The organism is Salinimicrobium profundisediminis, from assembly GCF_026241755.1.
GTDB classification, from domain to species: Bacteria; Bacteroidota; Bacteroidia; order Flavobacteriales; family Flavobacteriaceae; genus Salinimicrobium; species Salinimicrobium profundisediminis.
Map to the genome: position 1 here is coordinate 13,958 of NZ_JAPJDA010000004.1, position 25,469 is coordinate 39,426.

Sequence of the window (25,469 nt, forward strand, 5' to 3'; positions counted from 1 at the left end):
GTTTTTACTTCAAAATAATGATCATGAGCAAGAATTTTGTAGAAGAATTGACCTGGAGAGGGATGATTCACGATGTGATGCCCGGCACCGAAGAGCATCTTTTGGAAGGCCTTAGGTCTGCCTATGTTGGGATTGACCCCACAGCCGATTCTTTACATATAGGTCACCTGGTGGGTGTTATGATGCTGAAGCACTTCCAGGAAGCAGGACATCGTCCTGTGGCACTGGTAGGAGGAGCTACAGGAATGATAGGTGACCCTTCAGGAAAATCAAACGAGCGCAATCTTCTTACTGAAGCTACTTTGCTTCAGAATCAAAATGCCCTTAAAAACCAACTGTCTAAATTTCTCGACTTTGAAAGTGAAGCAGAGAATGCGGCAGTAATGGTGAATAACTATGACTGGATGAAAGACTTCAGTTTTTTGAGCTTTATAAGAGATGTAGGAAAACACATTACTGTGAACTACATGATGTCTAAAGACAGCGTGAAAAAGCGGTTGTCTTCAGATTCTTCCGAAGGAATGTCTTTTACCGAATTCACTTACCAGCTTGTGCAGGGATATGATTTTCTGCATTTGTACAGGGAGCTGGATTGTACGCTGCAAATGGGTGGTAGTGACCAGTGGGGGAATATCACAACCGGAACCGAACTCATTAGAAGAATTGGTGAGGGGAAAGGTTATGCCCTTACCTGCCCGTTAATTACCAAGGCCGACGGTACTAAATTCGGAAAAACCGAGTCGGGGAACATCTGGCTTGATCCGGCACGTACATCTCCTTACAGATTCTATCAATACTGGCTCAACACCAGCGATGAAGATGCCGAAAAATTTATAAAAATATTTACCTTCCTTTCAAAAGAAGAGATAGAAGGTCTTATAGCTCAGCATAAAGAGGCGCCTCATTTGAGAGAATTGCAGCGAAAACTGGCAGAAGAAATTACTGTAATGGTACACTCGGCAGAGGAGTATGAGAATGCTGTAAAGGCTTCGGAAGTACTTTTTGGAAAGAGTACCGCAGAGGATCTAAAAAAGCTGAATGAAGCTACTTTTTTAGATGTTTTTGAAGGGGTGCCACAGGCAAAAATTGACCGTGCCGATGTAGAGGCAGGTTTGGATATGATTGCAGCTCTTTCTGCCAAAACCGACTTTTTAAACTCTAACGGAGAAGCCAGGAGAGCTTTAAAAGAAAATTCTATTTCGGTAAATAAAGAAAAAGTCACCGAAGATTATACCATCACCACAAATGACCTTTTAAATGATAAATACGTCATTATCAATAAAGGAAAAAGGAACACCTATATTTTAAGGGTTGAGTAAATAAGATAGCCCCCTTGCCTTAGAGGGCGAAGGGGGCTTCTACTAACCAACCAATTATGAAAACATAATCTAACCGTACAGTAAGTCGGTAAAAACTACAATCCTTACAGTACAGGTAATTATTTTTTGTTAAAAAACCATCAGGTTACACCCTCTTATATCACTGTGGTCAAAACGGCCCAGTATTTCAGTCTTTCCCCCGCCTAAATTTTTTCCGAGGTCCTGCGTGGCAATGAAAGAGCAGGAATTAATATTGGCGAGGTCTATCACGTTGATTCCGCCAGACTTCCCTTCGGGGAGTAAGCTTAAGGCGTCTTCGGGTTCTCTTATAAGGATCTTCATCCAGGGTGGGCATTCAAAAATGCCATTTTTGAGGGCGTATGCCTGTGACAGTAGCTCGGTCATTCCATATTCGCTATGAATTTCCTGTACCCCCAATCCTTTTTTTAGCACTTCGTGAAGTTCGGTGCGTATCATTTCCTTGCGGCGGCCTTTCATTCCGCCGGTTTCCATCACAATAGTATGCTTCAGGTTTAAACGGTATTGCTCTGCCAGATCCAGTAATGCAAAAGAAACACCTATAAGCAGTGTCTTTTGCCCTTTCTCTTCCAGCTCTTGTAGTTTTTGAACGAGCGCATCGAGGTCGTGAAGATAAAAACCGCTTGCCGGATTATTACTTTTCTCAATAAGATCCTGCACCATGTAGATCAATGAAGATCCTTTTCTTTCAAGATATGAGGGAAGAAGTGCGAGCACTGCATAATCTTCTACATTATTGTAGAAATGTGTGAAACCCCTGCGGAAACTTTCCTCATAAACCTTCAGGTCTGTAACGTAATGTTTGCTGGTTTGAGTACCTGTGGTGCCGCTGCTGCTAAAAATAACTTCAGCAGAAGCTTCCGAAGAAAGTATTTTATGAGATTTAAAGAGGGAGATTGGCAAAAAAGGGATTTCTTCAACACAGGTTACCTGTGCCGGACTGCGGTGCAACAGCTGGGCAAATTTTTGGTATACAGGGTTGTTTTTGTATTGATAATCAAATACCTGCAGCGCTTTTTTATTGAACTCCTCGAGAGTGGAAATGGAAAATATGTCCTTCAAATTGTCATAAAAAATTGAGGGCACAAAGGTACTGAATAAAATAAAGGATATGGGCTATCTTACCACAAGCTTTCGGGTAGCAGAACTTCGACCTTCCTGGATCCTCATAATATATACCCCTGGTTCAAGATTGGAGATATTGAGCTCATTCCCTGTTAATTGTGCAGAAAGGATGCTCTTGCCCAAAACATTATAGATCTCTACTCTTTTAGCTTTTCCCGCTTTAGTGTTAATGTACACTTTTTGACCTGAAGCAGGATTGGGGAAAATAGAAAGCCCTTCAATAGGAACTTCTTTTACAGGAGGTTCCGGGGCTGATACCTGTGCAAAAGCCGGGCTCGATAAGAGCAAAAGGCCAATGATCATAAGAGGGTACAAGTAGAGTTGTTTCATTTTCAATACGGTATCAATTCAAAATTACAATAAAAAATTCAAAAACCGCACCAAATTTTAGTTGCAGAAAAGTTAAAGCTTAATTTCTACACAATAATTTTCAAAAAAAGGGGTTGCGACATCGCAACCCCTTAAAAACAAATCTATTAATAAACGGCTAATTCATTAAAATTTTTGAGCCGCAGCCAGGTTGCTCCAGCTTTCAAAGACGCTTAGATCTGCACCTGTTGCATTCTCATCAAGCTCTAGTAAGTTGCCCGCTACCTCGGTGTCGTTAACGTTGTTCACCACAAGATCTTTACTGTACTCAAAATGAGCATTGGTAAATTGTAGTTGGTCATTTTCTACTTCCTGTAGCTGGTCATTGAGAAATATGATGGTTTCGTAATTACTCCCCACAATATTTTCGAAAGTTCCGGCGGTTCCCTGTTTTAAATCGTATGCAGCTTTGCCGCTGCGGTTATGGCCCCAAATACTCACATTTTTAACTGTACCCATTGAACGTGGTTCTGCATTGTTCTCACCTTTTCTGTTAGCCAGTTCAAAAGCGAAATCTCCCACGCCGTCGTATTGAACAATAGCAACATTATTAAGAGTTCCGCGGTAACCTTCATCCCAGTCTATTGAATCATCTTCCATTCCTATAGCTACAAGGTTCCTGGCGTTTACAGTACCTCCATAGAATTCAAACCCGTCATCAGCGCCTTCAAAAGCCTCGAGGTTTTCAAGAGTGGTGCCGCTGCCTACCGCGAAGAAGGAGAAAGCATTGAATTCAAATTGGCCATCTGAAGATGCCTGCCCTGCATATTCGACTCTTACATACTTCAGGCTCCCCGAACTATCCTGATCATTGGTGCCTCCATACGGTAACTGCCCTGCTTCAGAGATTGAGGTTCCGCCGGGGGCGTTCATTTTGGCGCGGCCATGTATACCGATACCGCCCCAGTCACCGTCTCCACCTTCCGAATTTTTATTTTCAGAAGTAAAGACTATAGGTTTTGCTGCAGTACCCTCGGCTATTAATTTGCCGCCCTGTTCTACAAATAACAGGTTTACTCCTGCCGCCTGGTCTGCGGCGCTTATCGTGAAAGTTGTTCCTGGTTCTATGGTTAGTGTGGCTCCATCTTTTACTGAAACTGCGCCTTTCAGGTTATAATTACCTTCTTTCACAAGGAGGTCTTCTGTAATATCCCCTTCAAGAACAGTGCCCTCAAGTATTCCTGAGTCGCCTCCTGTGCCGGGATCGGGGTTTGGAACATCATCATCACTGCTGCATGAAAACAAGCTGAGTGAGAGCGCGATTGTAAATGCGGTTTTTAAGAATTGGTTTTTCATTTTTTCTAATTTTTAGTTGAATATTTATGTTTAAAATTTAAAGGTGATGGAGGCTCCATAGGTGGTGCCGGTATCAAATGATTCTATAGTGTTGCTAAACTTATCAGGGAACCTTATTTCGCGGGTGGGATCCTGGAAGAACATGGTCTTTTCGTTGAGAAGATTTCTCGCGGTTAATTTGAGTCCCCAGCTTTTGTTGAATTGGGTGGTCCACACCAGGTCAAGTTGATCAACAGGCTTTTCGTAGATTTCATCGGCTCCTTCTACACCTACGGCATATATTCTTTTTCCAAAAGTGTTGTAAATGAGGTTTAGGGAAGACTCTGTATTGCCGCGCTTAAAAATTTGGTAAAGTAGATCGGCATTGATCCCCCAGTTTGATGCTCCCTGCAACTTTCGGTCTTTATTGGTTACTGCCGCGAAACGGGGGTTGTTTTCTTCGGCAGTTGCACGAGAATCCATCAGAATTCCGTTAAAGCCTACAGATAACCTGTCAAAAATGGCATTTTTGAAGAGGCTTCCGGCATTGAACCTGGCTTCGGCTTCTATTCCGTAGAGAACAGCTTCCTCAAAATTATCGAAATAAGTTCTGTAGCCTACAGAGGTGGCGCGGGCCAAACGCTCTATGGGGTCCTGGAGATATTTAGCAAAGGCGGTTACCGCCAGTAATTCGCTGTTAGTTGGAAAGAACTCATATTTCAGGTCTAAATTGTAGTTGCGAGAATTTAAAAGATCGGGGTTCCCTATTACCTGGTTGCCATCCCCATCCTGGTAAATTGTAGGCAAGATCTCTCTCATCCTGGGGCGGGTAGTGGTGATAGATGTCGCCAGCCTCAGGTTAGAGGTTTCGGTAAGTTGGTACCTGATGTTGAGGGCAGGGCTAATATCGAAGGGTTCATAGGTGATCTTACTGAACTTAGTATCGAGAGCTTTTTTATAAGTGATTTCTCTAGGTGCATATTCAGCGCGTACGCCCACATCAAGTAGTATATTGTCCCATTCCTTTAAAAAGATGAAATACCCGGCGTGTATGTATTGCTCCACCTGAATGTCGGGTGGTGTAGGGGCAAAATTGCCTGCATATTCCAGAAATCCTTCAGATAAACCTTGTTGGAAGAAAGCTTCAGGATCATTGGTATTCAGGTTTGGCAAGTTAGCCGAACTGACCTGTGCTGTGATTGTGCGGGTGAAGAAATCGTAATTTATTCCGTCGAAATTATGCCCTATCTTAATTTTTGTGGAGAAGGTGTTGTCTTCTTTTTTCTGAATTCCCAACTCGTACTCAAGGCGGGAACTAAAGCTAACGTTCTCCAGCTCCTGATAGAACCTGAAGGGATTAATGCCATTTGTGGTAATGTATTCTGCATCTTCCCCTGTGCCGGCAGCGCGCAGCACCCTGCGATCGGGCACATTATTGTTGCCTATTCCTGTAGAGCCACCAAAATGCAGTTGATGTTTTTTGTTGTTCCATTCCAGGTCACCCAACAGCTGAAAGGTGAGCATGTCATTTTCTGTATACCGAATGTCACGGATAAAGAAATCTCTGTTGTTAAGCTGGGTAAATCCGTCATTCCTCCCATATGCTTCCCTTATAAAATTGGATGTATTCTGAAGGTAAATGGTATTGAAGTTCAGCTTCAGCATATCAAACCTGTCGTAATCAAGTGCCAGTAAAGCTGATTTTCGTGTGGAGAAATCATAGTTTGTGGTAGAGAAATCCTGCCCTGGGGTGCCTTCAGAATTTAATGTGCGTTCTACCCCGTTTTTCTTCTCGTAAGAATTGCGATAGTTCATACCAAAATATATACCCAGAGATTGTTTGTCTCCGTTTACCAGGCGTTGCCCGTGAGTTATTCCAAGAGTAGTAGCCAGTGGGGCAGTAATTTTTTCAGGAGTCCAGGAAGTGGAAAATGGGCTGGTAGATTGTGCGGGTGCGGCAGGCAGTTCCCGGCTGTTTCCGGTATATCCCAGATATTCCAAATCACTGCTGTTATCGATCTTGTAATCTTCAAAAGTGGAATTTGTGTTGTAATTAACCCCAACTGTTACCGTGGTAGCGGGCTTTGAAGGTGCGGTGATAGTGTTGACATTAAAAGTTGCGCCCGCAAAATCCTGATACAGCGAAGGACTAAAGGTTTTATAAACATCTACGTAGCTCACAATATTGGTGGCGATGTAACTAAGCGGAATAATTTTAAAATCGGGGTCTGAAGATGCTACGGGAAGTCCATTCATCGTTAGAAAATTATAACGGTCATCCAATCCCCTTACAAAAATACCCCTGTCTCCCACCATGCTAATGCCAGAGACCTTGGAGAGGCCCTGCTCTACGTTATTGATCCCTTTTCTTGACAGTTCTTCAGCGCCAATAGCCTGTTTTATTGTAATGGCATTTTTCTGCTCTAATAGCAGTGCCACTTCAGAATCGGCCCTTGATACCGTAGAAATAACAACTTCATCCAGGGAAGAAGCAGTGGTTCCAAGTTGAGTGTTTATTTCTGTTACTTTACCCGGTTCTACCCGCACATTGGGGATTTCGAGCTGTTCGTATCCTACAAAGCTAAAGGCAACAGTGTAGCTTCCGGGTTCAAGATTTTCTATTTCAAAAAGTCCGTTTACGTTAGTAGTTCCACCTGTACCTGTGCCTTTCACGAGTACATTTGCAAAGGGGAGGGGTTCGCCCTGCATTTCCTTGTCAGTTAATTTCCCGGCAATGCTACCGGTGTGTTGTGTCTCCTGTGCCAACAGGTTTGAAAAGGAAAGGAGTACTGCGGCACCAATCAAAAGAAGTCTCATTTTTGTCAATTTTCTATGCCGCAAAGAAAACTGTGCAATGTAACTATGGCGTTAGCTGAAAATTACCAATAGATCAACTAAAGGTTATGACTAATTAAATTTAAGGTTAACAGAAGGTTATCAATGAATGGGAGTGGGAGGCGGCATAATTATTATCTTTACTTTTACAGGGTAAATTAACCACACCCATGAAAACAAATGACATTTGCATCCTTTTGGTCGATGATGAGCCCGATATCATTGAGATTATAAGGTATAATTTAGCTGCTGAAGGTTACCGGGTAGTAACTGCAGAAAATGGTAAACAGGCTTTAAAAGTTGCCAAAGAAAACCATCCTCATCTTATTATTTTAGATGTAATGATGCCTGAAATGGATGGTATAGAAACCTGCATTCAAATGCGAAAAGAACCGGAGCTTACCAACAGCATGATTACTTTTCTTACCGCCAGGGGAGAAGATTACTCTCAAATGGCCGGATTTGACGCTGGTGCCGATGATTATATCACTAAACCCATAAAACCGAAAGTGCTTATAAGTAAAGTGAAGGCCTTGCTGCGCCGGTTTAACGGAGGGGAAGCCGGAGGGAAAGCAGAAATTATTACTGCCGGTAACCTCGAGATTAACAGGGAAGAATACAAAGTTGTAAAAGGCGGGGAAGAGGTGATGTTGCCCCGGAAGGAATTTGAGCTATTATTCTTATTGGCATCACAACCCGGACGGGTTTTTCAGAGAGATGAGATCCTTGAACGGGTTTGGGGCAATGAGGTGGTTGTAGGCGGTCGTACTATTGATGTGCATATTAGAAAACTCAGGGAAAAACTTGGAGGTGAGAGCATCCAGACCATTAAAGGTGTGGGGTATAAGTTTGTAGAGTAATGGCTAAAGGTTTTAGGCGCTCATATAGGTTTGCAATAAAGACATCAATTTATGTGTCACTCTTCCTTACTGGGATTTCGGCTGTTTTTCTCATTATTCACGATGCATATTCAGAGTGGGCACTTCTGCTCTATGGTTTTTCGTGTTTTATTTTTTCATTTCTCATCATTCAGTACCGGGTTGAGGCCTTTATTTATAAAAAGATAAAGAAGATATACGAGAATGTGAGTATGCTTAGTGCTACCCCACTTAACCCTGAGCAGGTGACTACAGATATGACCAGCCTATCGCAGGAAGTGCAGAAATTTGCTGAAGGGAAAAAACTCGAAATCGAAGCTTTAAAAGTGCGTGATTCCTACCGGAAAGAATTTATGGGCAATATCTCTCACGAACTCAAAACCCCTTTATTCACAGTTCAGGGATATATTGAGACCTTGCTTGATGGAGCTATGAAAGATAAAAATGTGCGAAAGCAGTATCTTTCAAGAGCAGCCAAAGGGGTGGAGCGACTGGTTTACATTGTTCAGGATCTGGATATGATCACTAAACTGGAAACCGGAGAGCTCAGTCTTAAACCTGAAGTATTTAACATTGTTGAGGTAGTTCAGAATGTCTTTGACCTCCTGGAGATGAAAGCCGCAAAGAAGAATATCACCCTCACATTTGAAACTCCTTATGCTCCTGTGTGGGTTAAAGCCGATAAAGAAAGAATTCAGCAGGTGATGACCAACCTCATCGTGAATTCTATCAAATACGGTAAGAACGACGGGACTACAGAAGTATCTATTGAAGATCACTCCAAGAAGAAGATCATAATAAGAGTAAGCGACAATGGAGAGGGGATCCAAAAAGAGCATATTCCGAGGTTATTTGAGCGTTTTTACCGGGTAGACAAAAGTGGATCGCGTAAAGAAGGAGGCTCGGGGCTTGGCCTGGCCATTGTAAAGCACCTGCTCGAAGCGCACAAAGAGAGAATTTTTGTAGAAAGCACCTACGGCATGGGAAGTGAATTTTCATTCACCCTTAAAAAGGCCAAAAAGCTTTGAGAAATCACAAACAAAGCCAGGATCCTTTAACCCCGAATAATCTTTTACTGTAACCAGCATTTCCAGATTAAATTCTTCCTGTTTACAGGTTGGGGCAAAGCCCAGTTTTTGCATCCTTCCGGCTAAATATTCCTGTTCAAACTGGCCGGGTGTAGGTATGAAAAAAGCCTTTTTTTCGAGCCGGGCAAGATCCATAAGGGTGGTATATCCCGATCTTGCTATTACCACTTCGCTACTGTTAAGTGCCTGTTCCAGTTCCCTGCCAAAGAGATAGTTTCTTACAGTGAGATTTGGTGTATTGAAATCAGCAGTGCTTTCATCTACAACCCCTCTTATAAAGAGGATACTTCCGGAAGATTTGCTGAACTCCTTTAGAAGAATTTCTTCGAGAATGCTTCTCTGGGGTTCGGGGCCTGACAATAATACCATGTAATCATACTTCCGAGGTAATTTTTCTTTTTTAAACCTGCTCATCACCCCTAAATAATTTACTTCTGAAAATGCCCTTTTTGGATGCCCAAGAATTCCGCTTAGGTTTGGCCTGCCGGGAGTATCGGGAATCCAGCATTGATCATATTGTTTTATATACTTCTGGTGAAGCCAACTGCTGAAGAAAGTGGTTGCCCCCGAGAGTACATTCAATTGATGGGTGATAAAAACGCCTGACACATGCGGGTGCCGCACCCCAAACCGGCTGTCCGAAATTATTCCGTGGAGTTTTAATTTTTGCACCAGGATCTTAGTGGCCTGTTTTTCCTTTTTGATGTTTTTCACGATATGTGGGCTGTCTAAAAGCAGCTTCCATTTTAAAAGGCTTCCCTTTCTGGTGTAGGTGATATTGTAAGAAGGTAATTCAAATGCCTGCAAATGCGGAAACTCTTTTTTAAGAAGGTTAAGTGCTGCTCCATCTGAAGCTATGATGGGAGTAAATCCCTGTTCTTCAAGTTTTTCAATGATTGGGATGCAACGTGTGGCATGACCTAACCCCCAGTTAATTGGCGCAACCAAAATTCGTCTACTTCGCATAAATCAGATATAATTGAAAGGCCTGTGGGGGATTTTCTTTAATTTTACCAAAATATTAAATTTTCAGGTGGGAAGTAAGAATAAATTAAAGCGGTTTAGAGAAAACGAATCCTTTTCTAATGTGGTACAGCCCACACGGGAAGAGGTGGTAGATGGAGAATTTATCCTGAAAGGGAAGTGGAGCAGCGACTTCTTTAAAAACGATAAGCCTATAGTGCTTGAACTGGGCTGCGGAAAAGGGGAATATAGCGTGGCTCTTGCTGAAGCCTATCCGGAGAAGAACTTTATTGGGATTGATATTAAAGGAGCCCGTTTTTGGCGGGGTGCGAAAACAGCCCTGGAAGAAGGACTTCAAAATGTGGCCTTTTTGAGAAGCCAGATAGAGCTGGTTGATTTGCTGTTTGCGGAAAATGAAGTAGATGAAATCTGGATTACTTTCCCCGATCCACAAATAAAATACAAGCGTACCAAGCATAGAATGACCAATTCCGAATTTCTTCAGAGATATAAGAAGATCCTGAAACCACAAGGCCTGGTCAACCTTAAAACAGATAGTGAATTTATGCACGGCTATACACTTGGTCTACTCCATGGCGAAGGTCATGAGGTGGTACAGGCCAACCACAACGTGTATAAAAACGAGTATTCTCCAAAAGAAGTTACCGGGATACAGACTTTTTATGAAAAACAGTATCTTGAGCAGGGAAAACCCATAACTTACGTACAGTTTAGGATAAAATAACCAGCATTGGAGGAAACTAAAATTTTCCTTATTACCTATTTTGCAGCGCTGCTGGGGGTAGTTCCCCCGGGACTTGTGAATATGAGTGTTGCCAAAACCTGTGTCAAAAGAGGTAAAAAGAACGGCATCTACATGGCTATTGGTGCATCTGTGATCGTTATGCTACAGGCGTTGATCGCGGTCATGCTGGCGCGCTATATCTTTGACAATGCCTATATTAACAATGTGCTCTTGCGGGCCGGGCTCGTGATCTTTTTGATCATGATGTTCTATTTTCTCGTAATGGCACAACGAAAAAAGAAAGAGGTAGAGGTTCATCCAACCTCCGGGCTAAGAAGTGTGCTAAAGGGAATGATGATAGGCGTACTAAATATTTTTCCCATTCCATTTTTTGTGGCACTTGCTGCTGCACTTAATGTAAATGGCGCTGTAGAATATCACCCGCTTAACAATACCGCATTTGTACTGGGAGCTTCTCTGGGTACGTTTACAACCCTTTACTTTTATGCGTTGTTTTTCACCAAGATAGAAGCTGAGGGGACTTTTTTTGTAAAATATTCCAACTACTTCATGGCAGCTCTTATGCTGGTCTTGCTGATCATTACCTTCATTAGGATCTATTTGCAGTAATGACAGAAACTTCCTTTTTTGAACGGGTGTATGAGGTGGTAAAACTTATTCCTGAAGGGCGGGTAACCAGCTATGGCGCTATCGCCGCTTTTTTAGGAGCAAAAGGCAGTGCGAGAATGGTGGGCTGGGCTATGAATAATGCTTCTAAAATGGAAGATATTCCGGCACATCGGGTGGTGAACAGAAATGGCCTGCTTACAGGGAAACATCATTTTCCCGGAACCCGGGTAATGCAGCAAATGCTCGAGGCTGAAGGAGTGCAGGTTATAAACGATAAAATCGTAAGATTTCAGGATTATTTCTGGGATCCTTCGGTAGAACTTCAGTAAAAATTTGAGCTATTTTTGTATTGATTTTATTGATCCTTAAAAATGGGTAATAACTTCGTTATCTTAGCTTTTCAGCTTATATTTGCATTTAGAATGAATCTACATAAGGTTCAGAAATTACAAGAAATACAGCATGAAACTTAATCGTAAGGATATATTAAATGCTCTTGAAACTATTTCTGTTTCAGGGGAAGGTAAAAATATGGTAGAGAGTGGTGCGGTTCAGAACATTATGACCTTTGGAGATGAGGTGGTGGTAGACCTGCTGCTTACTACTCCGGCGCTTCATATCAAAAAACGCGCAGAGGTTGATGTAATGAAAGCCATTCATGAACACGTTCATCAAAAAGCCAAGGTGAAGGTGAATATTAAGGTTCAGGCGCCCGAGAAGACAGAGATTAAAGGGAAGTCTATTCCCGGTATCAAAAATATTGTTGCGGTAGCTTCAGGGAAAGGTGGAGTAGGGAAGTCTACTGTCACTGCAAACCTTGCGGTGAGCCTGGCAAAAATGGGCTTTAAAGTAGGTCTTTTAGATGCCGATATTTATGGGCCGTCTATGCCTATGATGTTTGATGTGCAGACAGAAAAACCCCTTTCTGTGAATGTAGATGGGAAGTCAAAAATGAAACCTATTGAAAACCACGGGGTGAAAATGCTGTCTATTGGGTTCTTTACACAGCCAAATCAGGCGGTAATATGGAGAGGCCCTATGGCAGCGAAGGCGTTGAACCAGATGATCTTTGATGCAGCCTGGGGCGAACTCGACTTCCTGTTGGTAGACCTGCCTCCGGGCACAGGGGATATTCATCTTTCTATTATGCAATCACTTCCTTTAACCGGTGCCGTTGTTGTGAGTACGCCTCAAAACGTAGCACTTGCCGATGCAAGGAAAGGAGTGGCGATGTTTCAGCAGGAGACTATTAATGTTCCGGTTTTGGGGATCATTGAGAATATGGCCTATTTTACTCCTGAAGAATTACCCGATAATAAATATTACATTTTTGGAAAGGAAGGTGCCAAACTTTTAGCCGAAGATTTGCAAGTGCCATTTTTGGGGCAGTTGCCTTTAGTGCAAAGCATCAGGGAAGCAGGAGATATTGGGCATCCGGCAGCATTGCAGGAGAATACACCTTTATCTAAAGCTCTAGAGCTCCTTACACAAAACGTAGTGCAGGAAACGGTGAACCGCAATAGCAGTTTACCTCCTACCGAAGCAATAAAAATCACCACTATGGCGGGCTGTAGTGCAGTTAAAAAATAGTCATGACAAGCGAAGAAGTTAGATTGAACGTAGAGAGAGCCCTTGAAGAAATAAGGCCTTTCCTTAGAAATGACGGCGGAGATATCTCCCTTATCAGTATAGAAGATGACGACCGGCTGGTAAAGGTTCAGTTGCAGGGAGCCTGCGTGGGCTGTAGCGTAAACACGATGACTTTGAAATCGGGTGTTGAAATGACCATTAAGCGGTATGTACCTCAAATTGAAAAGGTGCTGAATATTGAAAAATAACATTTCCCCAATTCACAAAATAAGAAGTAATGATTAAAACTGATATGTTGATCATCGGTGCGGGGCCTACTGGTCTTTTCGCCGTATTTGAAGCAGGATTATTAAAATTAAAATGTCACCTCATAGACGCCCTGCCGCAACCGGGGGGGCAATGTTCAGAGATCTACCCTAAAAAGCCTATTTATGATATTCCGGCTTTTCCCGAAGTACTGGCGGGAGATCTTGTAGATAACCTTATGGAGCAGATTCGTCCGTTTGAACCAGGTTTTTCCCTGGGGGAAAGGGCAGAAACAATAGAGAAGCTGGATGACGGTTCTTTTATCGTCACCACCAGTGAAGGTACGCAGCATCAGGCCCCGGTAGTAGTTATTGCCGGTGGTCTGGGGAGTTTTGAGCCCCGCAAACCTCCTATTCCCAATATTGCAAAGTATGAGAACAACGGGGTTGCGTATATGATCAAAGAACCCGAAGATTACCGCGACAAGCGTGTGGTAATTGCAGGAGGGGGAGACTCAGCTTTAGACTGGGCTATTTATCTTTCTGAAGTTGCTTCGGAAGTTTCTCTGGTTCACAGAAGAAATGAATTCCGCGGAGCATTAGATTCTGTAGAGAAAGTTTCTGAACTCTCAAAAATAGGAAAAATCAACCTCATTACTGAAGCTGAAGTAGTTGGCTTGAAAGGGGAAGAAGCATTAGATTCAGTGGTAATCCGCCACAAAGGAGATGCTTCCGAAGAAGAGATCAAAGAAACTGATTATTTCATTCCGTTATTCGGACTTTCCCCAAAATTAGGACCAATTGCCAATTGGGGGCTCGAAATTGAAAAGAATGCAATCAAGGTTGATAACAGCTACGATTATCAAACCAATATTCCGGGAATTTATGCTATTGGAGATGTAAATACCTATCCGGGTAAGCTAAAGCTCATTTTGTGTGGTTTCCATGAAGCGGCCATTATGTGCCAGAGTGCTTATCAAAAAATATTTCCCGATAAGAAATACGTGATGAAGTACACCACAGTGAGTGGGGTGAATGGATTTGACGGCAGTAAGAAAGAGGCCAAACGGGAAGTTGTAAAGAGTATTAATTAATTTTACCGAAATTTAAAACCAAACCTCACAGGTTTTGGAAACCTGTGAGGTTTTATAATTGACAAATGTCAGATATTAAAATTACAATCATTGATCGCGAAGGAGAAGCGCACCTTGTTGATGCGCCTATAGATATGAACATGAACCTCATGGAGGTGATTCGTTCATACGAGCTCGCACCCGAAGGTACTGTAGGTATTTGTGGGGGAATGGCCATGTGTGCTTCCTGCCAGTGCTATATGCTGAACAAAGATCACCTGCTTCCCGAAAAGTCTTATGAAGAAGAGGAGATGCTGGACCAGGCTTTTTTTGTGCAGGAAAACAGCCGCTTAAGCTGTCAAATTCCCATGGAGAAAGAGCTCGATGGGCTGGAAGTAAAGATCGCGCCTTTTAACGCCGACTAGTTTGAAAAAAGGGTTCGGTTTTTGCCCTTTTTGAGCAGTAATACAATCGCAGGTATCATGATTTTAAATGTCATTGTTTTCTATTCACAAAAATCCAAAGATTATCTAAAGCTGGATGGGGTGATTGCAAAAAAGCCTGTGGAGTTGAAGAGCGAATGCTGTGAAAAATACAAAAAGGGCAGGCGTTGTAAACGCTGCCCCTGTTTTGATTTAGATATTTAAATTTGGAGTAGACCTCACAGGTTTTTAAAACCTGTGAGGTCTTTTTTTTTACTGAAAAGCAGGAATTCCTGTAATATCTGCCCCTGTTATTAAGAGGTGAATGTCGTGCGTGCCTTCGTAGGTTATCACACTTTCCAGGTTCATGGAGTGTCGCATAATGCTGTATTCCCCGGTAATTCCCATTCCTCCTAAAACCTGCCTGGCTTCCCTGGCGATATTGATCGCCATTTCCACGTTATTCCTTTTTGCCATAGAGATCTGTGCTGAGGTGGCGGTACCTTCGTTTCTCATAACTCCAAGTCTCCATGCAAGTAGTTGGGCTTTTGTGATCTCTGTGATCATTTCGGCCAGTTTCTTCTGTTGTAGCTGGAAACTCGCAATAGGCTTCCCAAACTGTTCACGTTCCTTTGCGTAACGCAAAGCTGTATCATAACAATCCATCGCAGCCCCAATTGCGCCCCAGGCAATTCCGTAGCGGGCAGAGTCAAGGCAGCCAAGAGGAGCACCCAGTCCGCTTTTTTCGGGCATCAGGTTTTCTTTAGGCACTTTTACATTGTTAAAGACAAGTTCCCCTGTGGCACTGGCGCGAAGCGACCACTTATTATGAGTTTCGGGCGTTGTGAAACCTTCCATTCCGCGTTCTACAATGAGTCCGTAGATGCGGCCTTCCTCATTTTTTGCCCATACAACAGCGATATCAGCAAAAGGAGCGTTAGAGATCCACATTTTCGCACCATTAAGCAGGTAGTGATCTCCATTGTCTTTAAAGGTGGTGGTCATGCCGCTGGGGTTAGAACCGTGGTCGGGTTCGGTAAGCCCAAAACATCCCATCATTTCTCCCGAAGCTAGCTTTGGAAGATATTTCTTTTTTTGTTCTTCGGTCCCGTATTTAAAGATAGGATACATCACCAAAGAAGACTGTACAGAAGCTGTCGATCTTACGCCACTATCGCCTCTTTCTATCTCCTGCATGATTAATCCGTAGGAGATCTGGTCGAGACCTGCGCCGCCGTATTCTTCAGGAATATAAGGGCCAAAGGCTCCAATTTCGGCAAGGCCGTTAATTATTTGCTTCGGAAATTCGGCTTTTTGGGCAGCTTCTTCTATAATGGGAGAAACCTCGCGCTTTACCCATTCCCGGGCAGCGTCACGTACCATTTTATGTTCATCACTAAGAAGGTCGTCAAGATTATAGTAATCGGGCGCCTGGAATTGGTCTGCTTTCATTGTTGGTAGTTTAAGTTTTTGTCTGGAATAGTAAATTTACATAGAAAGACCATAAAGACCTAACAGGTTTCAAAAACCTGTTAGGTCTGAAGCTTTAGATTCATGGAAAAAGATTGATTTCTATTTCCTTGACCCTGAAAGGGGCATGTCCTCATAGCTATTAATCACGAGACCGTTCGACCCCTACGGGGTTGCATATTTCCTGTTTTTATTTGTTCTATAAAGATTTGATTCCTTCGGGATTCTTACCTGGGTTACCCACAGATTCAAGTAAACTACATCTTCAAATAAAAATCTTTTACCAGTTCGGTGAATTCCGGAGTTCTTGTTGGCTAAATATTCAGGAGCTTTTTTAATGTTTCAGGATCCATTCTATTATTGAAAAAAGTGATTAGCACAACACTATTTTTAATCTCATTTATTTTATAAAAGAGAGTCACGTTTGGATGAATGAGGATTTTGCGAATGTGGGATTGGGGAAATATAACAGGGTGAAGAATCTTACCCGAAGTTATTTGAAAAAGATTTTCTTTTGTTAGGCTGTTAAAGTTTTGGATCTCCTTTGCTGTCCAGTATTTTTCAAGGCCCTCTAGTATTTCCAGATAGGTTATTCTGGCCATACGGGTCCAGAAAATCTCCATATTAAATGTTATATTTTTCCTTAATCTCCCTCATAATATCTTCATGAGAATAGATTTTTCCTTCTTCAATATCTTTTAAACCCGCCTCAATAAAAAGTCGTTCAGTATCTGAAATTTCATAAGAATCACCGGGATCTGATGTCTCATTTCTTATTTCCTGAAGTCGCCTGACGATATCTTCATCCTCAAGAGAAAGAAGCCATTCAATAAGTTTATATTTTTCAGCAGGTAAATCCATCGATCTTGTTTAGAGAAATATAGTGATAAGATAAAGAAATTTGGTTAATTCTCGTTATGTATTATTTTACGTCTTTTGCCAGGATTAATTTTTTAAGATCAGTAATATCTATATCTATTTTCATGACCCTGAAAGGATCATACCTTTATAGCTATAGTTCACGCGACCGTTCGACCCCTACGGGGTCGCATATGTCATGTTTTATTTTTTCTATAAAGATTTGATTCCTTCGGAATCGAAACCGGGGTTATCCAAGGATTTAAAGTAACTACATCTTCAAATAAAAATCTTTTACCAGATCTATATATTCGGGAGTGTATTGGTGCCGGGCGGTTTCGATAATAAGCTCATCAACTTCTGGCTTACCTTCCAAAAATGACATTTCCAGCAGACTTCTTTTTACGGGAGAATCGGGAGTTCCTTTTACATGGGTTATGCGCTGCGGAAAAAGTCCGTGGTCAGCTGCCAGGTAGCGGAATTTTTCTTCTTCAGCATAAGGGATAATGACGCTGAATTTTCCCCTTTTTGAGAGGAGTAAAGACACACCTTCCAGAAGTTCTTCGAAAGGGAGTGCTTCTGCAAACCTTGCCTGGTCACGCTTTGCATCTCCTGAAGAATAATCGGCCGAATAAAATGGCGGATTTGAAATTATGAGCTCATACTTTTCCTCTTCTTCCATACCTTCTTCCTGCATCTCTTCTACAAACTCATCAAAGGCGGCGTGATAGCAAAAGAGTCGGTCGCCCCAGTCGCTGTTCTCAAAATTGTCAACTGCCTGCTCGTAGGCATCTTCATCTATTTCGAGGGCATCAATGAGTTCAGCATTACTGCGCTGTGCTAACATTAAAGCTATGACTCCGGTGCCGGTGCCAATATCCAGAATAGAAAACGGATTATGCTCTAAAGAAGCCCAGGCTCCCAGCAGCACCCCATCGGTACCGATTTTCATCGCGCACTTATCCTGCTGAATTGTAAATTGTTTAAAACGGAAGCTTTTCATTGCTGATTATTAATTGGTGAGGCAAGATAAGCACCAAATTCCAATTGGTAAATGAAGCACCAAACATTAAATTCCAAAGAGAGGTATGTGGCAAATTTTAAACACCAAATTCTAAAAAAAAAGGTCGCGTCAAAGCACCGAATTCCAACGGTGAAATAAATTTAATTATGATTTCTTAATAATGGCAGATAATATTTTTCGCAGTTCCTCTGCTTCCCTGAAAATTTCCTCTATCTCTGAATCTATGGACGGGTTTGAGGCTTTTAAAAGTTTTAATCAATAAGCAGATTCTTTAGCTTCTTTTCTAGCAATTTTAAGTCGAAAAGAAAAATCTTTGTCCCCCAGTTTCTCATTAGCCTCAATGTAATTCGCACCTACAGATCCCGACGATCTTATAAGTTGCTTTCCGTCTTCAATATTTGAAATTGTTTTTGGAAGCTTTGAAACCAATAATCTGCATTGTCTTGCAAATTCGAAAGTTCTTTCTTCCAGGTTATAAGGTTTCATATTTAAAGTTAGCAAAAAATGTCTTTTTTAGAACCTTATTTTTTGCTCCAGATTGAATTTAAATTTTATTTTCTTTTGGATTTGATGCCTGGTATTCGAAATTTAAAAATTTTCAAAAGTTGAAATTTGGTGCTTCAAATTTCCCAGAAATTGGAATTTGGAATTTGGTGCTTGGGTATTGATTATAGATATAAATCAATAAGCCCCTCGGGCGTCTTAACATAGATGGTTTTGTTTTTCTTATCCACCTTAACCAGGAATTGGTCGTTCATGGGGATGAGGATCTGTTTGCCGTCTTTTTCTATTTCAAAAAGGGCCTGGGTGGTGGTGTCATTGACTCCGGTGAGGGTGCCAACTGTGCCGTAAATCTCATCTTCTACGGTAAAACCGATTATTTCATGAAAATAGAATTGATCATCATCTAATTCGGGCAGAAGGTTTAGTGGCAGATAGAGGTCGCATTTCATAAGATCTTCTGCGTCCTCTTCAGAATCTACTTCTTCAAATTTTACACGTAAGAGGTTGCTTTTTTGCAGCGAACTTCTTTCAATAAAAAATGGAACCAGATTGTTGTCATATTCGACAAAAACTGATTCCATTTCTAAATAACTTTCGGGTTCATCGGTATCGAGTTTGATCAATACCTCTCCCTTAAAACTGAATTTACTAACGATCCTGCCAAGATAGAAACACTCTTCTTTTGTCATAACTCGTTAGAGAAAAAATTAAGAACCTGCCTGGTCCTGTTTTTCTTCAGCATTCGCTTCAGCAGCAGTAGCATCGTCTACTTCATTTGCAGCAGCAGCTTCCTGGTCTTCGGTGTTCTCCTCAACTTCAGGTTGTGCAGCGGCAGCAGCTTCGGCTTCGCGCTTGGCGTTAACTTCTTTTTCAGCCTCAAGAGCTTTAGCTTTAGCAGCTTCCTGCTCTTTGCTCAGGTTCTCTTTTTTAGCTTCAACTTTTCCTTCTTTTTCCGATACCCATGCGTTGAATTTCTCCTCTGCTTGTTCTTCGGTCAAAGCACCTTTTCTTACACCACCGGCAAGGTGATTCTTAAGAAGGATTCCTTTGTAAGAAAGGATAGCCCTTGCAGTATCTGTTGGCTGTGCACCATTCTGTAACCATTTTACAGAACTGTCAACATCAATGTCAATAGTTGCAGGGTTGGTAGTTGGATTGTAGATTCCCAATTTTTCAAGGAATTTACCATCTCTTTTTGCGCGTGAATCCGCAGCAACGATCCAGAAAAAAGGTTTACCTTTTTTACCGTGTCTTTGTAATCTAATCTTTACAGGCATAAAAATTAATTTGTGGGGTTCCCGACCCCGGTTATTAATGAGGGGGCAAAGATACTATTATTTTTTCTTGTATATTAAGTGGTTAGTAAAAAATATATTTCCTGCTTCAAAGCGGCCACCTTTATTTATTTTCTACAAAGTTAAGGAGTGCTAAACCCTGTTAAACATTGGGTTACGTCAATAATTGTATCTTATATTAGGAGAGAAAGAAAAGTTGCTAACCCAAAAAATGAAGAAGAAAATGAACACGACAAAAGACCTGGCGTCAAAACTCAATGAGCTGCTGGAAAAGAACTATGATTCTGAAAAAGGATTTCAAAAAGCAGCAGAAGATGTAAAGAGCCAAAGGCTGAAAGATTTTTTTGAAGCCAAAGCAAAAGAGCGATATGATTTTGGACATGAGTTAAAAACCGAAATCAAGAACCTGGGAGAGTCTCCTGATAAAGGAACCAGTGTTAGCGGTAAAGCCCACCACGCCTGGATGGATTTAAAAGCAGCCTTTTCTTCAGACAATGAAGAGGCGATACTTGAAGAAACCGTGCGGGGAGAAAAAGTGGCTGTAGAAGATTACAATAAGATCATTAAAGAAGACGGTTTTGCACCTTCTACGGCAAACCTGCTTATTAAACAGCGCAATGCTATAGAGCGCACTTTCAAACAGGTGAAAGACCTGGAGGAAACTTTTGATTAGTAAATTTTAGAATGTGAATATAAAGCCCGGGCCAGTCCCGGGCTTTTTTACGTGTCAAAAATGCCATTTTTGGCACACCTCTTTCGTTAATAAATCCTGAAAACTTATCCTGAGAATACGTTCATTTATATTTACTTTTACCAATTCGAAATTTGCTTCAAACGCTTTGGTTGGTGCTAATAATCAGCCTAAAAGCCTCTAAAATATTATTTTATGTACCTTATTTTTGATACTGAAACCACGGGTCTTCCCAAGCGTTGGGACGCTCCTCTTACCGATAGTGATAACTGGCCGCGCTGTATACAAATCGCGTGGCAGTTGCACGATGATATGGGGCGGGTAGTTGAGCATCAGGATTATTTGGTGCAGCCCGAAGGATTTAATATTCCCTATGATGCCGAAAAGGTACACGGGATCTCTACCGAGTTAGCTTTAGAACAGGGAGTGAGCCTACAGGAGGTGTTGGAGAAGTTCAACATAGCCCTTTCCCGCTCAAAATTTGTAGTGGGGCAAAATGTAGGTTTTGATGTGAATATTATGGGAGCCGAATTTCATCGGCTTCAAATGGAAAATACCTTGCAGCACCTGCCTGTGCTGGATACCTGTACCGAAGTAACTGCACAGTTGTGTTGTATTCCCGGTGGTAGGGGAGGGAAGTTTAAGCTTCCTACGTTGACCGAGCTGCACGAATTCCTTTTTCATGAGCCTTTTGCTGAAGCCCACAACGCAACTGCCGATGTGGAAGCTACAACCCGCTGTTTCCTGGAACTCATAAGGAAAAGGATCTTTACTTCGGAAGAACTGGATGTAAAACCCGATTATTTCGAGAATTTTTCAGAAGAAAATCCGCAGCCAATTGAGCTAATCGGTTTAAAGCACATCAACCTGAAGAAGGCTTCCGAAGAGATTAGGAAAAGGCTTCGGAAGAAAGAAGGAACTGAAATTTCTTCCGCAGAAATAGAGGAAAACCTTGAAAAGCTTGATGAAGTTGCGTTTTCTCACCTTCATAACCACAGCCAGTTCTCCATTTTACAGTCTACCATTAGCATTAAAGATCTTGTGAACGCCGCGGCAAAGCAAAATATGCCGGCCGTAGCACTTACAGATCACGCTAACATGATGGGGGCTTTTCACTTTGTAAAAGAAGTTGGTATTTATAACAAGGGCGTAAAGGCTAAAAATGCAGCCGCCGCCGAAAATAATGAGCCTGCCACAGCCCGCGAACTTAAAGCGATTGTGGGTTGTGAATTCTTTGTGTGTGAAAATCGCAAAGACAAGAGCAGAAAAGATAATGGTTACCAGGTAGTGTTGCTGGCAAAAAATAAGAAGGGTTACCACAACCTCGCGAAGATGTCTTCTATGGCTTATACCGAAGGTTTTTACTACGTGCCGCGGATTGACAGGGAGGTGATACAGCAGTATAAGGAGGATATTATTGTTCTTACCGGAAACCTCTACGGGGAAGTTCCCGGAAAGATCCTGAATGTTGGTGAAAATCAGGCAGAAGAAGCGCTGCTTTGGTGGAAGGAACAATTTGGAGATGACCTGTATGTAGAATTAATGCGCCATAACCAGGAAGATGAGAACAGGGTGAATCCTGTTTTAGTTGAGCTGGCTAAGAAACATGAGGTGAAGCTGGTGGCAACCAATAACACTTATTACTGTGAACAGGAGGATGCCAATGCGCATGATATTTTGTTGTGTGTGAAGGATGGTGAAAAACAGGCTACGCCAATTGGCCGTGGCCGCGGTTACCGCTACGGGCTTCCCAATAACGAATACTACTTTAAGAGCGGTGATGAAATGAAGTCGCTGTTTAAAGACCTGCCGGAAGCAATTTCTAATGTTCAGGAAGTTGTAGATAAGATTGAACCTTATGAGTTGGCACGGGATGTTTTATTGCCTGCGTTTACTATTCCCGAAGAATTTGTGGTGGCTGAAGATGCCGTTGATGGAGGGAAGAGAGGTGAGAACGCTTACTTAAAGCACATCACCTTTGTTGGGGCAGAGAAGCGCTATGGCGAAATTACGCCTTCAATTAAAGACCGGCTGGATTTTGAGCTTTCGGTAATCGAGAATACAGGATACCCGGGGTACTTCCTTATTGTGGAAGACTTTATTCGGGAAGCACGCAATATGGATGTTTCGGTGGGGCCGGGACGGGGATCGGCGGCAGGTAGTGCGGTGGCCTATTGCCTGGGTATTACCAATATCGATCCTATCAAGTACGATCTGCTTTTTGAGAGATTCTTAAATCCCGATCGTGTGAGTATGCCCGATATTGATATTGATTTTGATGATGAGGGTCGAAGCAGGGTTATGGATTATGTGATCAAGAAATATGGCGCCAACCAGGTGGCGCAGATCATTACTTATGGTACCATGGCTGCGAAATCTTCTATTCGGGATACCGCGCGGGTACTAGACCTTCCTTTAAATGAAGCCGACAGGATTGCCAAGCTGATTCCCAACACCAAGCTCGCCAAGATCTTCGGAATGGACGAAAAGACCATTAGAAGTAGCTTTAGGAGTGAAGAGGTAGATAAGGTAAATGAGCTTCTTAATATTGCTGAAGGAGATGACCTTGAGGCTCAAACAGTGAACCAGGCGAGGATTCTGGAAGGATCTGTTAGAAATACCGGGATCCATGCCTGCGGGGTGATCATTACACCAAGTGATATTACCAACTTTGTGCCGGTTGCGGTTGCTAAAGATTCAGATCTTTATGTTACTCAATTTGACAACTCGGTTGTGGAAAGCGCCGGCCTTCTTAAAATGGATTTTTTGGGTCTCAAGACCCTTACCCTTATTAAGGATACCGTGAAGATCGTGAAGGGCAGACATGACATTGATCTTGACCCTGATAGTTTTCCGCTGGATGATGAGAAGACTTATGAGTTATTCCAACGAGGGGAAACGGTAGGGATTTTTCAGTATGAATCTCCCGGGATGCAAAAGCACATGAAAGACCTTAAGCCAACGGTCTTTGATGACCTTATTGCGATGAACGCTCTTTACCGGCCGGGACCAATGGAATATATTCCCAGCTTTATCGCCCGGAAGCACGGGGATGAGGAAATCGTTTATGATTTGCCGGCGATGGAGGAATACCTTAAAGAAACCTACGGAATTACGGTATACCAGGAGCAGGTGATGTTGCTGTCGCAAAAGCTCGCCAGCTTTACCAAAGGTGAAGCCGATGTTTTGCGGAAGGCGATGGGTAAAAAGATATTTTCGCTGCTGGAAGAATTGAAGCCAAAATTCCTTGATGGGGGAGAAAAGAACGGGCATCCGCGGGAAGTGCTTGAGAAAGTCTGGAAAGACTGGGAGGCTTTTGCGTCTTATGCCTTCAATAAATCCCACTCTACCTGTTATGCCTGGATTGCCTATCAAACCGCTTATCTAAAAGCTCATTATCCTGCGGAATACATGGCGGCGGTACTTTCCAATAATATGAATGACATTAAGCAGGTGACGTTCTTCATGGAAGAATGTAAGCGAATGAAGTTGAAGGTGCTTGGGCCTGATGTTAATGAGTCCTACTACAAGTTCTCGGTTAACAGGGAAAACGCTGTCCGCTTTGGAATGGGAGCGATTAAAGGAGTAGGTGCAGGAGCTGTGGCTACCATAGTTGAAAACAGGAAAGATAAAGGTCCTTACAAATCCATTTTTGACATGGCCAAGAGGATAGACTTAAGGGCAGCCAATAAAAAAGCTTTTGAAAATCTCGCATTGGCTGGCGGTTTTGACAGCTTTGGCGATACGCACAGGGCACAGTACTTCCATGATGAAGGCGACGGCATTACGTTTTTGGAAAAGGTAGTGAAGTATGCAGCCAAATATCAGGAGAATGAAAATTCGGCCCAGGTGAGCCTTTTTGGTGACACTAGTGAAGTGCAAATCCCAGAGCCGGTGGTGCCTCCCTGTGAAGAATGGGGGACTATGGGAAAACTGAAGCGGGAGCGAGAAGTAGTGGGGATCTATATATCCGGGCATCCGCTAGATGATTTTAAAACCGAATTAAAATACTTCTGTAACGCCGTTTTAGCCGATTTCCAAAATCTGGAAGAAGCCGTAAATAAAGAACTCACTTTTGGAGGGGTAATTAGTGATGTACAGCATAGAGTGAATAAACAGGGGCAGGGTTGGGCCAGTTTTATCGTAGAAGATTATTCAGATTCGTACGAGTTTAGAATGTTCAAGGAAGAGTACCTCAAGTACCGCCATTTCCTGGTGCCCAACTCTTTTATTCACGCGAAGATCTTTATTAGAGAGGGTTATCCTAACAGGGAAACAGGTAGAAAAGGAGAGCCAAGGTTGCAGTTCAACAACATTCAGTTGCTGCACGATGTAATGGAGAATTACGCTAAGAAACTCACTATTCAGCTGAATATAGATGAACTTCAGGAGGATAAGATCGATGCTCTTTTTGATATTTTCAGAAATCACAGCGGAGAGAACCGGCTTAATTTTGTGGTGTATGAAATGAAGGAAAGAATAAAGTTGCACATGCCCAGCCGAAAACAGAAAGTTAGGATTTCCCAGGAACTACTAAACGCGCTGGAAGAACAACAGGTATTGTATAAACTGAATTAAAAAAACACTCTCCAAAAATGGCATTTTTGGAGAGTGTTTTTTTATTATTTCATTCCCGACAAATTTTCTTCATCGGGTAAAACTTCAGTCGTGCTTCAGGCTATTTCTGTAGTTCCAGATATACCAGGTAAAGTGCAAAAACAGCTGTAACAAGAATGAAAGTGAGTATAGTACCGATGATAATTTTCTGAACAAATGAAAAACCTTCAGTTTGTTCTTTCCAGAGGTGAGAGAGTGCAGACATGGCAATGTTTTTTAGGGTAAAGTTATACGAATAAGTACTGATTTTTAATTACTTATACATTAAAGATAACGAAATCTTAAATGCTAATTATTGATATTTCAGATAAAACGTTTAAGATCTAAATTACCAGATGAAGGGTTGAACTGGTGAAAATAATGAAAGGGTTTTCTTACATTTTTGAGGAGTGAAAAGGCCTTTTATAGGAGGTG

25 protein-coding genes are annotated in these 25,469 nt (G+C 42.2%); 12 read left to right on the plus strand and 13 right to left on the minus strand.

What is annotated here, in order from left to right:
* Positions 1–23: 23 nt before the first annotated feature.
* A complete protein-coding gene (gene tyrS, locus OQ279_RS03165) occupies positions 24–1,319 on the plus strand; it encodes a tyrosine--tRNA ligase (RefSeq protein WP_266068343.1) in 1,296 nt (431 codons plus the stop codon).
* A 129-nt stretch (positions 1,320–1,448) separates the two neighbouring features.
* Here the strand turns inward: tyrS and OQ279_RS03170 are convergent, their stop codons facing one another.
* The 4 genes from OQ279_RS03170 to OQ279_RS03185 all read right to left on the minus strand — a co-directional run bounded on the left by OQ279_RS03170 (position 1,449) and on the right by OQ279_RS03185 (position 6,944).
* Positions 1,449–2,420, minus strand: coding sequence for a LuxE/PaaK family acyltransferase (locus OQ279_RS03170; protein ID WP_266068344.1), 972 nt, complete (start codon positions 2,418–2,420; stop codon positions 1,449–1,451).
* A 54-nt stretch (positions 2,421–2,474) separates the two neighbouring features.
* The gene (locus OQ279_RS03175; RefSeq protein ID WP_266068346.1) at positions 2,475–2,813 is read right to left on the minus strand and encodes a T9SS type A sorting domain-containing protein; all 339 of its coding nucleotides are present in this window, start codon (positions 2,811–2,813) and stop codon (positions 2,475–2,477) included.
* Between the two features lie 165 nt (positions 2,814–2,978).
* A complete protein-coding gene (locus tag OQ279_RS03180) occupies positions 2,979–4,148 on the minus strand; it encodes a beta-helix domain-containing protein (RefSeq protein ID WP_266068348.1) in 1,170 nt (389 codons plus the stop codon).
* A gap of 30 nt (positions 4,149–4,178) precedes the next feature.
* The gene (locus OQ279_RS03185) at positions 4,179–6,944 is read right to left on the minus strand and encodes a TonB-dependent receptor (RefSeq protein ID WP_266068349.1); all 2,766 of its coding nucleotides are present in this window, start codon (positions 6,942–6,944) and stop codon (positions 4,179–4,181) included.
* Positions 6,945–7,132: 188 nt separating this feature from the next.
* Between OQ279_RS03185 and OQ279_RS03190 the strand changes: the two genes are divergently transcribed.
* Entirely contained in the window at positions 7,133–7,822 is a 690-nt protein-coding gene (locus OQ279_RS03190) for a response regulator transcription factor (RefSeq protein ID WP_266068350.1), read from the plus strand.
* Positions 7,822–8,868 carry a sensor histidine kinase gene (locus OQ279_RS03195; RefSeq protein WP_266068351.1) on the plus strand — a complete coding sequence of 349 codons (1,047 nt, stop codon included), beginning with the start codon at positions 7,822–7,824 and terminating at the stop codon, positions 8,866–8,868. Before OQ279_RS03190 ends, OQ279_RS03195 begins: the two co-directional genes overlap by 1 nt.
* On the opposite strand, the gene OQ279_RS03200 is transcribed toward OQ279_RS03195, so the two are convergent.
* Positions 8,836–9,894 carry a glycosyltransferase family protein gene (locus tag OQ279_RS03200; RefSeq protein WP_266068353.1) on the minus strand — a complete coding sequence of 353 codons (1,059 nt, stop codon included), beginning with the start codon at positions 9,892–9,894 and terminating at the stop codon, positions 8,836–8,838. The genes OQ279_RS03195 and OQ279_RS03200 overlap by 33 nt on opposite strands.
* Positions 9,895–9,961: 67 nt before the next feature.
* Here OQ279_RS03200 and trmB point away from each other — a divergent pair, with 67 nt between their 5' ends.
* The 7 genes from trmB to OQ279_RS03235 all read left to right on the plus strand — a co-directional run bounded on the left by trmB (position 9,962) and on the right by OQ279_RS03235 (position 14,599).
* On the plus strand, positions 9,962–10,636 hold the full coding sequence (trmB, locus tag OQ279_RS03205; RefSeq protein ID WP_266068354.1) for a tRNA (guanosine(46)-N7)-methyltransferase TrmB: 675 nt from the start codon (positions 9,962–9,964) through the stop codon (positions 10,634–10,636).
* A gap of 6 nt (positions 10,637–10,642) precedes the next feature.
* Entirely contained in the window at positions 10,643–11,266 is a 624-nt protein-coding gene (locus OQ279_RS03210) for a LysE family translocator (RefSeq protein WP_266068355.1), read from the plus strand.
* A complete protein-coding gene (locus OQ279_RS03215; protein WP_266068356.1) occupies positions 11,266–11,595 on the plus strand; it encodes an MGMT family protein in 330 nt (109 codons plus the stop codon). The genes OQ279_RS03210 and OQ279_RS03215 overlap by 1 nt, the downstream gene beginning before the upstream one ends.
* Positions 11,596–11,728: 133 nt before the next feature.
* Positions 11,729–12,856: an Mrp/NBP35 family ATP-binding protein gene (locus tag OQ279_RS03220; RefSeq protein WP_266068357.1), complete on the plus strand. Its 1,128-nt coding sequence runs from the start codon at positions 11,729–11,731 to the stop codon at positions 12,854–12,856.
* 2 nt (positions 12,857–12,858) lie between these two features.
* Positions 12,859–13,104: a NifU family protein gene (locus tag OQ279_RS03225; RefSeq protein ID WP_228916004.1), complete on the plus strand. Its 246-nt coding sequence runs from the start codon at positions 12,859–12,861 to the stop codon at positions 13,102–13,104.
* A 29-nt stretch (positions 13,105–13,133) separates the two neighbouring features.
* Entirely contained in the window at positions 13,134–14,195 is a 1,062-nt protein-coding gene (locus OQ279_RS03230) for an NAD(P)/FAD-dependent oxidoreductase (protein ID WP_266068358.1), read from the plus strand.
* 65 nt (positions 14,196–14,260) lie between these two features.
* Positions 14,261–14,599: a 2Fe-2S iron-sulfur cluster-binding protein gene (locus OQ279_RS03235; RefSeq protein ID WP_266068359.1), complete on the plus strand. Its 339-nt coding sequence runs from the start codon at positions 14,261–14,263 to the stop codon at positions 14,597–14,599.
* Positions 14,600–14,869: 270 nt separating this feature from the next.
* Here the strand turns inward: OQ279_RS03235 and OQ279_RS03240 are convergent, their stop codons facing one another.
* The 7 genes from OQ279_RS03240 to OQ279_RS03270 form a co-directional block, all read right to left on the minus strand.
* A complete protein-coding gene (locus OQ279_RS03240; protein ID WP_266068360.1) occupies positions 14,870–16,048 on the minus strand; it encodes an acyl-CoA dehydrogenase family protein in 1,179 nt (392 codons plus the stop codon).
* A gap of 332 nt (positions 16,049–16,380) precedes the next feature.
* Positions 16,381–16,689: a hypothetical protein gene (locus OQ279_RS03245; protein WP_266068361.1), complete on the minus strand. Its 309-nt coding sequence runs from the start codon at positions 16,687–16,689 to the stop codon at positions 16,381–16,383.
* A gap of 1 nt (position 16,690) precedes the next feature.
* Positions 16,691–16,927, minus strand: coding sequence for a hypothetical protein (locus OQ279_RS03250; RefSeq protein WP_266068362.1), 237 nt, complete (start codon positions 16,925–16,927; stop codon positions 16,691–16,693).
* A 268-nt stretch (positions 16,928–17,195) separates the two neighbouring features.
* On the minus strand, positions 17,196–17,927 hold the full coding sequence (locus OQ279_RS03255) for a tRNA1(Val) (adenine(37)-N6)-methyltransferase (RefSeq protein ID WP_266068363.1): 732 nt from the start codon (positions 17,925–17,927) through the stop codon (positions 17,196–17,198).
* Positions 17,928–18,203: 276 nt separating this feature from the next.
* The gene (locus tag OQ279_RS03260) at positions 18,204–18,434 is read right to left on the minus strand and encodes a four helix bundle protein (protein ID WP_266068364.1); all 231 of its coding nucleotides are present in this window, start codon (positions 18,432–18,434) and stop codon (positions 18,204–18,206) included.
* 182 nt (positions 18,435–18,616) lie between these two features.
* A complete protein-coding gene (rimM, locus tag OQ279_RS03265) occupies positions 18,617–19,141 on the minus strand; it encodes a ribosome maturation factor RimM (protein WP_266068365.1) in 525 nt (174 codons plus the stop codon).
* Between the two features lie 18 nt (positions 19,142–19,159).
* Positions 19,160–19,729, minus strand: a complete 570-nt coding sequence (locus OQ279_RS03270; protein WP_266068366.1) for a 30S ribosomal protein S16 — start codon at positions 19,727–19,729, stop codon at positions 19,160–19,162.
* A 229-nt stretch (positions 19,730–19,958) separates the two neighbouring features.
* Between OQ279_RS03270 and OQ279_RS03275 the strand changes: the two genes are divergently transcribed.
* Together OQ279_RS03275 and dnaE are read left to right on the plus strand one after the other, a co-directional pair.
* The gene (locus OQ279_RS03275; protein ID WP_306419735.1) at positions 19,959–20,420 is read left to right on the plus strand and encodes a ferritin-like domain-containing protein; all 462 of its coding nucleotides are present in this window, start codon (positions 19,959–19,961) and stop codon (positions 20,418–20,420) included.
* A 213-nt stretch (positions 20,421–20,633) separates the two neighbouring features.
* Positions 20,634–25,016: a DNA polymerase III subunit alpha gene (gene dnaE / locus OQ279_RS03280; RefSeq protein WP_266068367.1), complete on the plus strand. Its 4,383-nt coding sequence runs from the start codon at positions 20,634–20,636 to the stop codon at positions 25,014–25,016.
* A 100-nt stretch (positions 25,017–25,116) separates the two neighbouring features.
* Here the strand turns inward: dnaE and OQ279_RS03285 are convergent, their stop codons facing one another.
* Positions 25,117–25,260, minus strand: a complete 144-nt coding sequence (locus OQ279_RS03285; RefSeq protein WP_266068368.1) for a hypothetical protein — start codon at positions 25,258–25,260, stop codon at positions 25,117–25,119.
* Positions 25,261–25,469 lie beyond the last annotated feature (209 nt).